This window comes from uncultured Dietzia sp., assembly GCF_937873725.1.
GTDB lineage: Bacteria > Actinomycetota > Actinomycetes > Mycobacteriales > Mycobacteriaceae > Dietzia.
The window spans coordinates 1-14237 of record NZ_CALMYY010000040.1 but is presented as its reverse complement, the minus strand read 5'-3'; the positions used below and the strand labels follow the sequence as shown (position 1 = coordinate 14237).

At 71.2% G+C, this 14237-nt stretch carries 21 protein-coding genes; 12 read left to right on the top strand and 9 right to left on the bottom strand.

The genetic code is table 11. The features are described from left to right. The first annotated feature begins 10 nt into the window (after positions 1 to 10). Genes Q0444_RS03415 through Q0444_RS03400 form a run of 4 tightly spaced genes read left to right on the top strand, consistent with a single transcriptional unit; the run spans position 11 to position 3881 of the window. Positions 11 to 1660, top strand: a complete 1650-nt coding sequence (locus tag Q0444_RS03415; protein WP_291079703.1) for an AMP-binding protein — start codon at positions 11 to 13, stop codon at positions 1658 to 1660. 28 nt (positions 1661 to 1688) lie between these two features. Beyond that, entirely contained in the window at positions 1689 to 2465 is a 777-nt protein-coding gene (locus Q0444_RS03410) for a CoA transferase subunit A (RefSeq protein WP_291079701.1), read from the top strand. After that, positions 2465 to 3118: a 3-oxoacid CoA-transferase subunit B gene (locus tag Q0444_RS03405; protein ID WP_291079699.1), complete on the top strand. Its 654-nt coding sequence runs from the start codon at positions 2465 to 2467 to the stop codon at positions 3116 to 3118. The genes Q0444_RS03410 and Q0444_RS03405 overlap by 1 nt, the downstream gene beginning before the upstream one ends. A 31-nt stretch (positions 3119 to 3149) precedes the next feature. Next, entirely contained in the window at positions 3150 to 3881 is a 732-nt protein-coding gene (locus Q0444_RS03400) for a CPBP family intramembrane glutamic endopeptidase (RefSeq protein ID WP_299021432.1), read from the top strand. A 9-nt stretch (positions 3882 to 3890) separates the two neighbouring features. Here Q0444_RS03400 and Q0444_RS03395 read toward each other — a convergent pair whose 3' ends face one another. From Q0444_RS03395 to rpmB, 5 genes are all read right to left on the bottom strand, one after another. Further along, positions 3891 to 4832, bottom strand: coding sequence for an AEC family transporter (locus Q0444_RS03395; RefSeq protein WP_291079695.1), 942 nt, complete (start codon positions 4830 to 4832; stop codon positions 3891 to 3893). Between the two features lie 163 nt (positions 4833 to 4995). Further along, the gene (gene rpsR, locus Q0444_RS03390) at positions 4996 to 5253 is read right to left on the bottom strand and encodes a 30S ribosomal protein S18 (RefSeq protein ID WP_007632792.1); all 258 of its coding nucleotides are present in this window, start codon (positions 5251 to 5253) and stop codon (positions 4996 to 4998) included. A gap of 10 nt (positions 5254 to 5263) precedes the next feature. Then, complete coding sequence (gene rpsN, locus Q0444_RS03385) at positions 5264 to 5569, bottom strand: 30S ribosomal protein S14 (protein WP_291079688.1); 306 nt, start codon at positions 5567 to 5569, stop codon at positions 5264 to 5266. A 3-nt stretch (positions 5570 to 5572) separates the two neighbouring features. Beyond that, positions 5573 to 5737, bottom strand: a complete 165-nt coding sequence (rpmG, locus tag Q0444_RS03380) for a 50S ribosomal protein L33 (RefSeq protein ID WP_291079685.1) — start codon at positions 5735 to 5737, stop codon at positions 5573 to 5575. Between the two features lies 1 nt (position 5738). Continuing rightward, positions 5739 to 5975, bottom strand: coding sequence for a 50S ribosomal protein L28 (rpmB, locus tag Q0444_RS03375; protein WP_010542299.1), 237 nt, complete (start codon positions 5973 to 5975; stop codon positions 5739 to 5741). A 362-nt stretch (positions 5976 to 6337) separates the two neighbouring features. On the opposite strand from rpmB, the gene Q0444_RS03370 reads away from it, so the two are divergent. The 7 genes from Q0444_RS03370 to Q0444_RS03340 all read left to right on the top strand — a co-directional run bounded on the left by Q0444_RS03370 (position 6338) and on the right by Q0444_RS03340 (position 11250). After that, positions 6338 to 6598, top strand: coding sequence for a type B 50S ribosomal protein L31 (locus Q0444_RS03370; protein ID WP_291079679.1), 261 nt, complete (start codon positions 6338 to 6340; stop codon positions 6596 to 6598). 67 nt (positions 6599 to 6665) lie between these two features. Beyond that, complete coding sequence (gene rpmF / locus Q0444_RS03365; RefSeq protein ID WP_107746461.1) at positions 6666 to 6836, top strand: 50S ribosomal protein L32; 171 nt, start codon at positions 6666 to 6668, stop codon at positions 6834 to 6836. Positions 6837 to 7007: 171 nt separating this feature from the next. Next, positions 7008 to 7691: a response regulator transcription factor gene (locus tag Q0444_RS03360; protein ID WP_299021395.1), complete on the top strand. Its 684-nt coding sequence runs from the start codon at positions 7008 to 7010 to the stop codon at positions 7689 to 7691. Then, the gene (locus Q0444_RS03355) at positions 7691 to 9079 is read left to right on the top strand and encodes a cell wall metabolism sensor histidine kinase WalK (RefSeq protein WP_299021393.1); all 1389 of its coding nucleotides are present in this window, start codon (positions 7691 to 7693) and stop codon (positions 9077 to 9079) included. The genes Q0444_RS03360 and Q0444_RS03355 overlap by 1 nt, the downstream gene beginning before the upstream one ends. A 244-nt stretch (positions 9080 to 9323) precedes the next feature. After that, positions 9324 to 10505 (top strand): S1C family serine protease, encoded by a 1182-nt coding sequence (locus Q0444_RS03350; protein ID WP_291079732.1) that lies wholly within the window; start codon positions 9324 to 9326, stop codon positions 10503 to 10505. Continuing rightward, on the top strand, positions 10502 to 11077 hold the full coding sequence (locus tag Q0444_RS03345) for a molybdenum cofactor biosynthesis protein B (RefSeq protein WP_291079671.1): 576 nt from the start codon (positions 10502 to 10504) through the stop codon (positions 11075 to 11077). The genes Q0444_RS03350 and Q0444_RS03345 overlap by 4 nt, the downstream gene beginning before the upstream one ends. Beyond that, entirely contained in the window at positions 11074 to 11250 is a 177-nt protein-coding gene (locus Q0444_RS03340; protein WP_291079669.1) for a hypothetical protein, read from the top strand. The genes Q0444_RS03345 and Q0444_RS03340 overlap by 4 nt, the downstream gene beginning before the upstream one ends. 64 nt (positions 11251 to 11314) lie before the next feature. Here the strand turns inward: Q0444_RS03340 and mscL are convergent, their stop codons facing one another. From mscL to Q0444_RS03320, 4 genes are all read right to left on the bottom strand, one after another. After that, the gene (gene mscL, locus Q0444_RS03335; RefSeq protein WP_291079667.1) at positions 11315 to 11743 is read right to left on the bottom strand and encodes a large conductance mechanosensitive channel protein MscL; all 429 of its coding nucleotides are present in this window, start codon (positions 11741 to 11743) and stop codon (positions 11315 to 11317) included. Positions 11744 to 11861: 118 nt separating this feature from the next. Then, positions 11862 to 12356 (bottom strand): hypothetical protein, encoded by a 495-nt coding sequence (locus tag Q0444_RS03330; RefSeq protein WP_291079665.1) that lies wholly within the window; start codon positions 12354 to 12356, stop codon positions 11862 to 11864. Between the two features lie 167 nt (positions 12357 to 12523). Then, entirely contained in the window at positions 12524 to 12856 is a 333-nt protein-coding gene (locus tag Q0444_RS03325; protein WP_291079663.1) for an FmdB family zinc ribbon protein, read from the bottom strand. Positions 12857 to 12893: 37 nt separating this feature from the next. Further along, the gene (locus Q0444_RS03320) at positions 12894 to 13478 is read right to left on the bottom strand and encodes a 5-formyltetrahydrofolate cyclo-ligase (protein WP_291079661.1); all 585 of its coding nucleotides are present in this window, start codon (positions 13476 to 13478) and stop codon (positions 12894 to 12896) included. Between the two features lie 64 nt (positions 13479 to 13542). On the opposite strand from Q0444_RS03320, the gene Q0444_RS03315 reads away from it, so the two are divergent. Further along, on the top strand, positions 13543 to 14237 hold a 695-nt coding region (locus Q0444_RS03315), incomplete at its 3' end, for a UTP--glucose-1-phosphate uridylyltransferase (RefSeq protein ID WP_299021384.1).

Sequence of the window (14237 nt, the reverse complement as noted above, 5' to 3'; positions counted from 1 at the left end):
GAGCACCGAGATGACCACCACCGATCTCGATTCCACCGATCTCGACCCTTCGCTGTCGCACACCCGCGGGGAGACCGACGTCCCGCTGCTGACCGAGACGATCCCCGCCAACCTGGCGGGCACCGTCGAGCGGTTCGGTGACCGTGACGCGCTGGTCGACGTCCCGGCCGGCCGACGCTGGACCTACACCGAGTTCCTCGCCGACGTCCGGCGCCTGGCCTCCGGGCTGCACCGGCTGGGGATCCGCACCGGCGACCGGGTGGGCATCTGGTCACCCAACCGCTGGGAGTGGGTGATGATCCAGTACGCCACCGCCGAGCTCGGTGCGGTGCTGGTCAACATCAACCCGTCCTACCGGGTCCACGAGCTGGAGTACGTGCTCAAGCAGGCCTCGATCAGGGCCGTCGTGGCGGCTCCCCAGTTCAAGGACTCCGACTACACGGGGATGCTCGCGCAGGTCCAGCCGAGCTGCCCGGACCTCGAGGTGGTGGTGCTCTTCGGCGACGAGGAGTGGGAGTCGATGATGTCCGGGCCCACCCACTCGGAGGAACTGGCCCAGATCCGCTCCGGGCTCGACGCCGGGGACCCGATCAACATCCAGTACACCTCGGGCACCACGGGCTTCCCCAAGGGCGCCACCCTCTCGCACTCCAACATCCTCAACAACGGCTACTTCGTGGGTGAGACCGTCAACTACTCGGAGGTCGACCGGGTCTGCCTGCCGGTGCCGTTCTACCACTGCTTCGGCATGGTGATGGGCAACCTGGCGTGCACGACCCACGGGTCCTGCATGGTGATCCCGGCGCCGGCGTTCGACCCCGCCGCCACGCTCAGGGCGGTCGTGCAGGAGAAGTGCACCAGCCTGTACGGGGTCCCGACGATGTTCATCGCCGAGCTCGCCCTGGATGACGTCGACTCCTACGACCTGTCGAGCCTGCGGACCGGGATCATGGCGGGCTCGCCGTGCCCGGAGGCGACGATGCGTCAGGTGATCGACCAGATGAACATGGAGGAGGTGTCGATCTGCTACGGCATGACCGAGACCTCCCCGGTGTCTACCCAGACCCGGGCGGCCGACTCGCTGGAGCGGCGGGTGTCCACCGTCGGTAGGGTCGGGAGCCACCTCGAGATCAAGATCGTCGACCCCTCGACCGGCGAGACGCTCCCGCGCGGCCAGGCCGGGGAGTTCTGCACCAAGGGCTACAGCGTCATGCTGGGGTACTGGGGCCAGCCGGACAAGACCGCCGAGGCCGTGGACGCCGGCGGGTGGATGCACACCGGTGACATCGGCGAGATGGACGACGACGGCTACGTCAAGATCACCGGCCGGATCAAGGACATGGTGATCCGCGGCGGCGAGAACATCTACCCGCGCGAGGTCGAGGAGTTCCTCTACACGCACCCCGACATCCTCGACGCCCAGGTGATAGGCGTCCCCGACGCCAAGTACGGCGAGGAGCTCATGGCGTGGATCCGGCTCAAGCCGGGCCGCGACGATCTCACCGCCGACGAGGTCCGGGACTTCGCCACCGGGAAACTGGCCCGGCACAAGATCCCGCGGTACGTCCACGTGGTGGACGAGTTCCCCATGACCGTCACCGGCAAGGTCCGCAAGGTGGACATGCGCAAGACGGCCATCGAGATCCTCGGCATCGCCTGAGCGCCCCACACACCCAAGGAGTACGCGTATGTCCAGCAAGATCATGACCGCCGCCGAGGCCGTCGCGGACATCCCCCACGGGGCGTCCATCGCGGCCGGCGGGTTCGGCCTGTGCGGCATCCCGCAGGTCGTCATCTCCGCCCTCGCGTCCCGGGACGTCGGCGACTTCGAGGTGTTCTCCAACAACGCCGGGGTCGACGGCAAGGGCCTCGGGATGCTGCTGGAGAGCGGCAAGCTGCGCCGGATCGTCTCGTCGTACGTCGGGGAGAACAAGGAGTTCGCCCGCCAGTACCTGTCCGGGGAGCTCGAGGTGGAGCTCACCCCGCAGGGCACGCTCGCCGAGCGGATGCGCGCGGGCGGGTCCGGCATCGGCGCGTTCTTCACCCGGACCGGCGTCGGCACGTACGTCGCCGACGGCGGGATGCCGTGGAGGTACGACTCCGACGGCGGTGTCGCCCTGGCCTCGCCGCCCAAGGAGACCCGGGAGATCCGCGGGGAGACCTACGTCCTCGAGCAGGCCATCGAGGCCGACTACTCGCTGGTCCGGGCCGCGGTCGCCGACCGCAGCGGGAACCTCCGGTTCAACCTCACCGCCCGCAACTTCTCGCCCCTGGCCGCCATGGCCGGGCGGGTGTGCATCGTGGAGGCGGAGGAGATCGTGGAGGTCGGCGAGCTCGCGCCCGACGACATCCACCTGCCGGGCATCTACGTGCACCGCCTCGTGCAGCTCACCCCCGAGCAGGTCGAGAACACCAAGTGGATCGAGAAGACCACCACCAACCCGCCCTCGGAAGGACAGCGCTGATGAGCAGGATCGGACGCGACCGCAAGGCCATGGCCGCCCGCGCGGCCCTCGAGTTGGAGGACGGCCAGTACGTCAACCTGGGGATCGGCCTGCCGACCATGGTGCCGAACTACGTCCCCGAGGGGATCAACGTCACGCTGCAGTCCGAGAACGGGCTGCTGGGCATCGGCCCGTACCCGCACCCCGACGACGTGGACCCCGACCTCATCAACGCCGGCAAGGAGACCGTCACGACGCTCCCCGGCTCGTCGATCTTCGACTCTGCCATGAGCTTCGGCATGATCCGCTCCGGCAAGATCGACGTGGCCATCCTCGGCGCGATGGAGGTCAACCCGGCCGGCGACATCGCCAACTGGATGGTCCCCGGCGCCATGGTCAAGGGCATGGGCGGCGCGATGGACCTCGTCGTGGGGGCCCGCCGCATCGTGGTGGTGATGGACCAGGTGGCCAAGGACGGCTCGTCCAAGATCGTCTCCGAGATCTCCCTGCCGCTGACCGGACTCGGGTGCGTGGACCGCATCATCACCGAGCTCGGGGTGTTCGACCGCGACCCCGAGGGGCTGACCCTGATAGAGCTGGTCGAGGGCGTCACCCTCGAGCAGGTCGCCGCCGCCACGGACGCGCCGTACCGGGTGGCCGACGGACTGACGTGACCGCGCGGCCGCGGTCGCGGGACCTGCCGCGGTGACACCGGGCACAGGCGCCGCCGGACTCTGGACCACACCGGTCCGGGGTCGGGTGGCGCTGTCGGCGTTGGCGTGGGTCCTGGTCTACGGGGTCGGCCTCGTCGTCGTCGTCCTCCTCGGTCTCCTCGGGGGACGTGCGGCGGGCACTGCACGCCCCGACACCGCGCTGCTCGCGGTGGTGGTTTTGGCCGGCACCGCCGTGGCCGCGCTCGTCGCGGTCCGGGTCCACCTGCTGCGTCGTCGCGGCCTGGCCTGGGGGGACGTGGGCCTGCGCAGGCCAAAACCCTCGCCTCTACACCTGCGGTGGCAGATCCCGGGGGTGATGGCGGGGGGCGCCGTCGCCCCCGCGATCGTGTTGACCCCGCTGGGCGGCCCCGCCGACCCCACCGACGCGGCGATCGTCGACCTCGCCACGGGCGGCCCGGCGTTCGTGCTCCTCGGGATGCTCACCGTCGCGGTGCTGGTGCCGGTGGCCGAGGAGGTGGTCTTCCGCGGGATCGTCCTGCCGGCGCTGCGGGCCCGCCTGCACGCGACGGCCGGTCTCGCGTCAGCGGGGGCCGTCTTCGCGGCCGTCCACCTGGTCCCGCCCGCGCTGCCCTACCTGCTGGTGGTCGGCGTCTCGCTGTGCGTCATGGCCGAGTGGTACCGGTCGATCGTGCCCGGGATCGTCCTGCACGGGGTCAACAACGCCGTGGTATTGGGTGGGCTCGTCGCCGCGGGGGCGGGGTGAGGGCTCGCCTCAGGCCAGGAGCCCGGCGATCAGCAGCAGCACGGGCAGCGCGCCGAGGGTGGTGAGGACCGCGGAGTCCCGGGCGAGCAGCACCCCGTGCCCGTAGCGCGTGGCCACCACCAGGACGTTCTGCGCGGTGGGCAGGGCCGCGGCCACCACCACGGTGAGTAGCTCGTGACCCCGCATGCCCATCAGCCCGGCGCCGATGCCGTAGGCGAGCAGCGGGTGCGCGACCAGCTTGAGGACGCTGGCCACGGCGATCTCGCGGCGCGGCGAGGCGCCCGCCTCGAGCACCCTCACGCCGAAGAGGGACATCCCGAACACCAGGAGCGCGCCGGGGACCGAGATCTGGCCGACCAGGTGGACGGGCTCGAGCAGGGCGTCGGGCGGCGTCCAGGGGAGGGCGGCCACGAGCACCCCGGCCAGCGCGGCCAGGACGATCGGGGCCCTCACCGCCTGGAGGAGTGAGTCGAGCGCCCCGCCGCCGGTGGAATCGTCGCCCTCGGCGCGCGCGGCACGTTCGAGCACCGCGATCGCGATGGGCTGGAGCACGACCACCTGGAACAACAGCAGAGGCATGACAAAGCCGAGGTCGCCCAGGACGTAGAGGGCGATGGGGATCCCGAGGTTGGCGGAGTTGACGTATCCGGCGGACAGCGCGCCCACCACGAGGTCGGCGGGCGGACGCCGCAGCCACAGCCTGGCGATCGCGACGTAGGCGACCGCGATGAGGACGGCCGAGGCGGCGGAGACCACAAAGACGCCGGTGAAGACCTGGTCCAAGGTGGTGCGCGCGAGGGCGTCGAAGAGCAGGGCGGGGGTGGCCACGAAGAACACGAGCCGGTTGAGCACCAGCCGCGCATCGGAGCCCAGGACCATGGTCCGGGCGAGGAGCCAGCCCAGCGCGACCAGGGCGACGATCACGGCGAAGCCGTTGAGGACGCCGGCCACGGGGGACTCCTCGGGTTCGGGGGAAGGGGGAGCGGTAACGCCGAAAGGGGTCGTGTCTCCGGTGGTGGAGACACGACCCCGATCGGGTTGCTGTTGTCCGGTCGGCGGTGGTGTGCCGCGGTCGGGACGGGTGGTGCGGTTCGACCCGCGCCGAGCTAGTCGCTCAGCGGCTGGTGAACGGCAGCAGGGCCATCTCGCGGGCGTTCTTGACCGCGACGGCGACCTGACGCTGCTGCTGCGGCGTGAGGCCGGTGACGCGACGCGAACGGATCTTGCCGCGGTCGGAGATGAACGTACGGAGGGTGTTGACGTCCTTGTAGTCGACCGTCTCGATACCCGCGACCTTCAACGGGTTCTTCTTCGGCCGACGGCCCTCCTGGGCACGGATCTTCTTGGACGGGGTGCTACGCGCTTTAGCCATGATTACCTACTCACCAACTCGACTTCGTGACACCGGGCAACTCGCCACGGTGGGCCATCTCGCGCATCCGGACGCGGGAGAGACCGAACTTGCGGAGGTAGCCGCGGGGGCGGCCATCGGCGACGTCGCGGTTGCGCACCCGCACGGGCGAGGCGTCACGCGGCATCTTGTTGAGCGCGGTCTGGGCGTCCATACGCGCCTCGTCCGTGCTCTCGGGGTTCTTGATGATGCGCTTGAGCTCGGCCCGACGCTCGGCGAACCGGGCCACCTTGGCCTTGCGCTGCTCGTTACGCGCGATCTTTGACTTCTTGGCCACGGGTCAGCGCTCCTCTCGGAATTCGACGTGCTTACGGACGACCGGGTCGAACTTCTTGAGGACGATGCGGTCCGGGTTGTTGCGGCGGTTCTTGCGGGTCACGTAGGTGTACCCGGTTCCGGCCGTGGACTTGAGCTTGATGATGGGACGAACGTCGTTACGGGCCATCTCAGATCTTCTCCCCACGGGCGCGGATGCGAGCCACGACGGCCTCGATGCCGTCACGGTCGATGGTCTTGATGCCCTTGGTCGAGACCGTCAGCGTGACGCGACGACCCTCGGAGGGCACGAAGTAGCTACGGCGCTGGATGTTCGGATTCCAGCGACGGTTGGTCCTGCGGTGTGAGTGCGAGACGGACTTGCCGAAACCCGGCTTCCGTCCCGTTACCTGGCAATGCGCCGACATGGCGTGGTTCTCCTTCCGACTCCTCGTGCGGTGGCGCGTGGTGGGGATGCACCGCGAACGGCCTGGGCCGGACGGGCGCGGATCACCACGTCGCAGGCACCGTGGGAGGCGATAGCAAACGTGCAGACAACAGCGATGGTCTAGTTTACGGCCCGACCGCGTGAAACGGTAATCAGCACGTCAGCGCCGGAATCCGGGGCAGGTCACCGGCACGAATTGGGTGCCCGGCCATGGTGCGGGTATCATCTACCGATGCGTGTGCTGAGACCGGGATCCCCGGTTCGGCCACTGGCACCTGCACGCTCCCCGCAAGGGGTGCGCGCGCCAGACCCAAGACTTCTACCGAGCTAGAGGGATCCAGTATGAAGAGCGACATCCACCCCGACTACCACCCGGTGGTCTTCCAGGACTCGGGCACGGGGACCAAGTTCCTCACCCGCTCCACCGCGACGAGCGCCCGCACGGTCGAGTGGGAGGACGGCAACTCCTACCCGCTCATCGTGGTGGACGTGACCAGCGAGTCGCACCCGTTCTGGACCGGCGCCCAGCGCGTCATGGACACGGCCGGCCGTGTCGAGAAGTTCCAGCGCCGCTACGGCAACCGCACCCGCCGCACGAAGTGAGCCGGTGGCCGGTGCTCACCCACCGGTCCGCCCGCCCCACTCCCGAGACCCCGAGGACGTAACAGTCATGGCAGTTCCGAAGCGTCGCCTCTCGCGCGCCAACACCCATTCCCGCCGCTCGCAGTGGAAGGCCGACAACCCGGCCCTGCAGGAGACCAAGATCGACGGCCGCGCCGTGGTGCTGCCGCGTCGCCTGGTCAAGGCCGCCAAGCTCGGCCTGGTCGACCTCGACCGCTGAGCCGGGGCACCTGAGCCCGGCGGCGCCCCGGCGCCGCACGCACACGCCCGGTCACGAGCCCGGTGGATCCTCCAGGACCCGCCGGGCTCGTCGGCGTCCGGCGGGGCCGGTTCGGGCCGTTTCGCCGCAATCCTCAGCCCTGGTTCAGGAGGGTAGGCGAGACTCGCTGGCATGAAGATCCTCGTAGTCGACGACGACCAGGCGGTCCGCGAATCGCTGCGCCGCTCCCTGACGTTCAACGGGTACACCGTGGAGCTCGCGGGGGACGGGATCGAGGCGGTGGAGCGGCTGGACGCGAACCGGCCGGACGCGGTGATCCTCGACGTGATGATGCCCCGCCGGGACGGCCTCGAGGTGTGCCGGATCCTGCGCAGCCGGGGCGACGACCTGCCCGTGATGATGCTCACCGCCCGGGACGCCGTGTCCGAGCGGGTGGCGGGCCTGGACGCCGGCGCCGACGACTACCTCCCCAAGCCCTTCGCCCTGGAGGAGCTGCTCGCCCGGCTCAGGGCCCTGTTGCGTCGTCGCGGACCGGAGGCGGAGGACGCCGAGGAGGTCCTCGAGTTCGCGGACCTCACCATGGACCTCGCCACCCGTGAGGTGACCCGCGGCGAACGCCGGATCCAGCTGACCCGCACCGAGTTCTCGCTGCTCGAGCTGCTCCTGCACCATCCCCGCCGGGTGCTCACCCGGAGCCACATCCTCGAGGAGGTGTGGGGATACGACTTCCCGACCTCCGGGAACGCCCTGGAGGTGTACATCGGGTACCTCCGCCGCAAGACCGAGGGGGAGGGCGAGCCCCGGCTGATCCACACCGTCCGTGGGGTGGGATACGTGTTGCGCGAGACGCCATAGTGCCGACGGGCCAGGGCGGGACCACCGCGCCGATCTCCCTGCACCAGCGGGTCACCCTGCTGGCGGCGAGCTCGGTGGGCGTCGCTGTTGCCCTGATGGCGGTCGCGGCGTACTTCGTCGTGTCCGGTTCCATGTACAGCGAGGTCAACAACAGGCTCGAGCAGCAGGCGGACCAGTTGGTCAACAGCGAGCTCGCCTCGGAGTTCGGCCTCCAGTCGCGGAGCACCCTCATCGCCCTGCGGGCGTTCAACCCCAACCTGGATGCGCAGATCGTCGCCCCCTCGGGAGTGCGTACGGCCACCGGCGAGCCGTTCCACATCGGCGGCCCGGAGATCGCGGTGGTCCGGGGAGAGGCGGAGTCGAGCCTGCGGACGGCCGGGGGCAAACAGATCTACGCGGTGGCGGTCCTCGACGGCTCCACGCTCATCCTGGCCCAGGACCTGGGGCCCACCAGGGCGACCTTGAACCGCCTCGCCATAGTCCTCACCCTGGTGGGTGCCGCCGGGATCGCGTTGGCCGCGGTGGCGGGCACCGCCGTGGGGCGCACCGGGTTGGCACCCGTCGCGCGACTGACCCGTGCGGTGGAGCGCATCGCGCGTACCGACGACCTGAGGCCGATCCCCGTGGCCGGCGACGACGAGATCGCCAGGCTCACCACCAGCTTCAACCACATGCTCGTCGCACTGGGGGAGAGCCGGGAGAGACAGTCACGGCTGGTGGCGGACGCCGGGCACGAGCTCAAGACGCCGTTGACGAGCCTCCGGACGAACGTGGAGTTGCTCATCGCCGCGAGCAGGCCGGGCGCCCCGACCATCCCGGATTCCGACCGGGGTTCCCTCGAGGTGGACGTGATGGGGCAGATCTCGGAGCTCAGTCAGCTGGTGGGCGACCTCGTGGAGCTCGCGCGCGAGGACTCGGGCGAGGTGGAGCTTGAACCCGTCGCGGTGTCGGAGGCGGTGGACCGGGCACTCGAGCGGGTTCGTCGCCGGCGGCACGACGTGGAGTTCGACGTCGAGCTGGTGCCGTGGTATTCGTTCGGGGACTCCGCGGGGATCGAGCGCGCGGTGCTCAACATCTGCGACAACGCGGCCAAGTGGAGTCCCGCCGGGGGGACGGTGACCGTCCGCATGCGGCAGGTGTCGGAGTCGGTCGTCGAACTCGCGGTCGCGGACCATGGGCCCGGGATCCCCGAGGAGGACAGGCTGCTCGTGTTCGAGCGATTCCACCGCTCGCGTGAGGCGCGGGCGATGCCGGGGTCGGGGCTCGGCCTGGCGATCGTCCGGCAGGTGGTGACCAGACACGGCGGGACCGTGGAGATCCACACCGCCGAGGGCGGTGGCACCGAGGTGCGGGTGACCATCCCGGGCAGCGAGAGCCCTCCGAACTGAGTGCCGCCGCCCCGCCCCCCGTTTCAGCGAACGCACAGCGCGGTGAGGAAGCATGGAGCCCATGGAGAACGAGAACGATACCGGCGCGCCCGATCCCCGGCGCGGTGACGACTGGGCCCAGGGGCCGGGCGCGGGCCCGGGTGGGTTCTGGCACCGGCCGACCGGACAGAACCCGTACGGAGCCCCGCAGCCCGGACCAGCGCAGCCCGGACCAGCGCAGCCCGGACCAGCGCAGCCCGGCCCGATGCAGTTCGGCGGCGCGGCCCCCACCGCGGGGTGGGGCGGCCCCGACGGGCCGACAGCGGCCTACCCGGCACAACCGGGTGCCGGACCGGGCGAGACGGGTCCGGTCGCGCCACGGTCGTCGGGGCGGGGGCTGCTCGCCGCCGGACTGGTGGCCGCGATGCTCGTCTCGGGCGGACTGGGGGGCTGGATCGGCGCGACGGTGGCGGGCGGGAACAACGGGCCCGGGTTGTCCGCACCGGTCAACACCGCACAGCCCGTCGGGACGGCGCCGGACGGCACCGTGGAGGCGGTGGCGGACAAGGTGTTGCCCAGCGTCGTCTCGGTCGATGTCCGCGCGCAGGCGGGGCGGGGCGAGGGGTCCGGGGTGATCCTCACCCAGGACGGGCTGATCGTCACCAACAACCACGTGATCGCCATGGCGGCCAACGCCGGCCGGATCCAGGTCCGCTTCGACGACGGCACCACCGCCCCGGCGACGATCGTCGGCACGGACCCGGCCACCGACATCGCCGTGATCAAGGCGGACACCACCCGGTCGCTCACCCCGATCGCGCTGGGGAGCTCGGCGACCCTCGACGAGGGGCAGGCGGTCGCGGCGGTGGGTTCCCCGCTCGGGCTCTCGGGCACCGTGACGACCGGCATCATCTCCGCGCTCAACCGACCGGTCCGGGCCGGGGGTGAGCAGTCGGACCAGAGCACGGTGATCGACGCCATCCAGACCGATGCCGCGGTCAACCCGGGCAACTCCGGGGGAGCGCTGGTCAACATGAACGGCGAACTGGTGGGCATCAACTCGGCCATCGCCTCGCTGGGCTCGGGGAACTCGGGCTCGATCGGACTGGGGTTCGCGATTCCGGTCGACCAGGCCCGGCGGATCGCGGATCAGCTGATCAAGCAGGGGTACGCCACCCGCGCCGTGCTCGGCGTGTCGGTGAGCGACGCACCCGACACCGACGGGGCTCTGGTGCGTGCGACCGAGCCGGGCGGGCCCGCGGAACGCGCGGGCATCCGGGATGGTGCCGTGATCGTCAAGGTGGGTGATCGCGTGACCGAGGGCGGCGACGCGCTCGTCGCGGCCATCCGGTCGCGGGCGCCGGGGGACACGGTCTCCGTCACCTATGCTGCTCGTGTGGGCGATCAGCCGACGACCGTCGACGTGGTACTGGGAGAGGCGAGATGAGCACCAGATTCGACCCGAGGAGCCTGCCCGGTGGGCGCCCGCTGCCGACGGACGTGGAGTTCGACCCGGCGGCCGCCGAGCCCGCGGACACCCCCATCGCGGGCCGGGCGATGGTCGTGGTGGTGACCGACCGGTTGTCCGAGCGGGAGGACTCGATAGGTCCGCTGGTGACCGAGCTTCTCGAGGAGGAGGGTTTCCTCGTGGGCGGCGTCGTCGGCGTCCCCGCGGACGAGGCCGAGGTCCGCAAAGCCCTCGAGATCGCGGTGGTCGGCGGCTTCGACTTCGTGGTGACCGTCGGCGGCACCGGGGTCGGGCCCCGCGACATCACCCCCGAGGCCACCGAGGAGATCCTGGACCAGCGACTGCCCGGCATCGCCGAGGCCATCCGGTCCTCGGGCCTGACCGCGGGTGCGGTCGACTCGATCATCTCCCGCGGGTACGTGGGGGTGTCCGGCAGCACCGTCGTGGCCAACCTCGCGCCGAGTCGGGCGGCCATCCGGGACGGCATGGCGACGCTGTGTCCGCTCGTCTCGTACGTGGTGGCCCAGCTCTCGGCCTTCGACGAGCCGTGACCGACGGCCCGGCCGCCCGGCGGGGCACCGGCCCACGCCGGGTGGACAAGGCCAGGATCGACGAGGTGTTCGGCGAGACCCTGCCGGAGACGACCTCCGACGAGGCGCGCGGCCGTGACGGCCGGATCGACGACGCGTGGTGGCAGGACCAACGTCCGCCGCACCACGGCTGACCACGGTGCAGCAAAGACCCCGCATCCCTTCCGGGATGCGGGGTCTCGGCGTTCGTGCGGCGCGTCAGGAGTTGCTGGACGGGCTGTCCGGATCGGACGGGTGGGTGAGCGGACGGCCGGCGAGGATGTCGCGGATCTCCACCAGGAGGTCGTTGTCCGAGGCGGGTGCCTCGATGCCCTTGCGCTTGGCGGCGGCCTCCTTCATCTTGTTCATCGGCGCCACCAGGACGAAGTAGATGATCGCGGCGACCAGCAGGAAGTTGATGATCGCGGTGAGGAGGAGACCGAAGTCCATCGTGGTCGCGGGGTTGTTGTCGAGCAGCTGGACGGCGAAACCGATCTCGCTGTTGCCCCCGAGCATCGCGATGAGCGGGTTGATGATCGCGCTGGTGAAGGCGTCGACGATCGAGGCGAACGCGGAACCGATGACGACGGCGACCGCGAGGTCGATCACGTTGCCCTGCATGATGAAGTCCTTGAAGCCCTTGAGCATCGTGCACATCCTCTCTTGACGTGGCGCGGTCCACCACATGGTCTTCACGAATGATTGGTCTGAACCGCAGGGACGTTACCAGCCGGGGCCGCTTCCAGACATCCCGTGACCTCGCGTGTCAACCGTGCACGAGCACGGCCAGGGGTGTCCCCGCGGCGGTCGCGGCCACCCGGGCGGCGTCCGCCACGGGGACCTCCACGAGGATCGTCCGGCCCCCGCCCCGGGTGTCGGGGGTGTTCCTCACCCGGACCGCGCGGGCGACCAGGACCGGCACGGCACCGGGGTCCCCGGCGGGACCGGTGTCCGCCGTGCCGACGAGGTCCACCAGATCGCCGGGCTGCAGGAGCTCGGCGAGGGCGGGGTCGGCGAGCGGGACGGGGACCACCCGGATCGGGCGGTCGTCACCCCCGACGCCCTCGTCCGACCCTCCGGCCGGGGCGGTGCCGGCGGACGGTCCGGACCCGGCGGACCGCGGCGGATCGGACGGGGGGTCGTGGGCCGCCCGGCCGGCGAACGGGGCCGCGAGGACCAGCCCGGAGGCCACGGCGATCCGCGCGAGGCGCAGGTGCCGCCGACGCCGGGGCGTTGTGGCTGCCGCCGGTCCTGTGCGCATGTGGTCCCCCGTCGGTCGTCACGCCGTGGGACAGACCGTATCCGGCGCTCGGGCGGGGGATCGTGCGGCCGGCGGTGCCGGCGCCCCGGCCTGTGGAGCCGCCGGGGGCTGTGGAGGAAAGGGCGCCGGGGGGCGAGGGGGAGTGGGGGACCGCAGGCCGGCGACCGTCAGGACGAAGGGCTCGACGACAACGGGGTCGACGACGAGCCCGAACCCGCCGAGGTGGACGAGCCGGATCCGGAGGAGCCCGAGCCCGACGCGCTGGTCGAGGACCCTGAGGAGGACGTGCCCGAGCTGCTCGCGGCGGTCGAGGTCTTGCCCGCCTCGCGGCTGTCCGTGCGGTAGAAGCCCGATCCCTTGAAGACCACACCCACCGTGTTGAAGAGCTTGCGCAGACGCCCGTCGCACTGCGGGCAGGCGGTGAGCGTGTCCTCGTCGAAGGACTGCTGGATGTCGAAGGCGACGTCGCAGTCGCGGCACCGGTACGAGTAGGTGGGCATCGGGCCTCCGGGTCAGAGTCGGATATCGACTGGCACTCTACTCGCTCGAGTGCCAGGTTCGGAACTCGAGAACCTCGTCCGGGGTGACCACCCCGTGGACCGGCCGATCGTGCGGCTCGGCGGGAACCATGTCGAGCACGTCCTCGGGATCCAGGACCGCGAGCAGCCTGGTCCCCGGGCGGGCCAGGGCCAGCGAGCGGTCGTAGTACCCGCCCCCGCGCCCGAGCCTGTTGCCGGTCCGGTCGACGGCCACCGACGGGACCAGGACGAGGTCGGCGTCGGCGATCCGCTCCGGGCCCGACGGTGGGGCCGACGGCACGGGGATGCCGAACCGGCCCGGACGCAGGTCCTCCGGGCCGGCGTACGCCGCCCAGCCGAGCGGGCCGACCGCGGGGGAGACCGGCAGGAGGACCTGCGCCCCCCACCGCGAGAGCGCCTCGGGAAGCCCCGGTCCGCCGGCCTCGTCGTCGTCGGGGACGTACGCGCAGACCACCATCCCCCCGGTGACCACGGACGCCAGGCGGTCGTGGATCGCCCGGTCCCGCCGGGCGCGGACGGCCGCGGGCACCGCGGCGCGCCGCAGCCTGACCGCCCGGCGCACCGCGGTCTTGTCGGGTTCCATCACTCCAGTGTGCCGTCCGTGGTCCTGCCCCTGACCGGGGCGCCCTCCGTCTAGGGTGGTCCGCATGACGTCCACCGCCTCGCCCGACTCGCAGTTCCGGACCGCGGTCGTCCCGGCCGCCGGCCTCGGGACCCGTTTCCTCCCCGCCACCAAGACGGTGCCCAAGGAACTGCTCCCCGTGGTGGACACCCCGGGCATCGAGCTCATCGCCGAGGAGGCGACCGAGGCGGGGGCCGGCCGACTCGCGATCGTCACCTCCGAGCGCAAGGTCGGCGTGATGGCGCACTTCGCCGACGACCCGGTCCTCGAGGGCACGCTCGAGGACCGCGGGAAGGACATCCTGCTGCACAAGGTCCGCCGCGCGCCCGGGCTGATCGAGGTGGTGGACGTGCGGCAGGACGAGCCGCTGGGGCTGGGGCACGCCGTGGCGCAGGTCGAGTCGGTGCTGGACGCGGACGAGCAGGCCGTGGCCGTGCTCCTGCCGGACGACCTGGTGCTGCCGTTCGGGATCCTGCGACGGATGTCGGCCGTCCGGGCGGAGCGGGGCGGCAGCGTGCTGTGCGCGTTCGAGGTGAGCCCGGAGGAGGTGTCCTCCTACGGCGTCTTCAAGGTCGAGGACACCGATGACCCCGCCGTGAAGAAGGTCCTCGGCATGGTCGAGAAGCCCGCCGCGGAGGACGCGCCGTCCAACCTCGCCGCCGCGGGACGCTACGTGCTCGACCGCGCGATCTTCGACGCCCTGCGCCGCATCACCCCGGG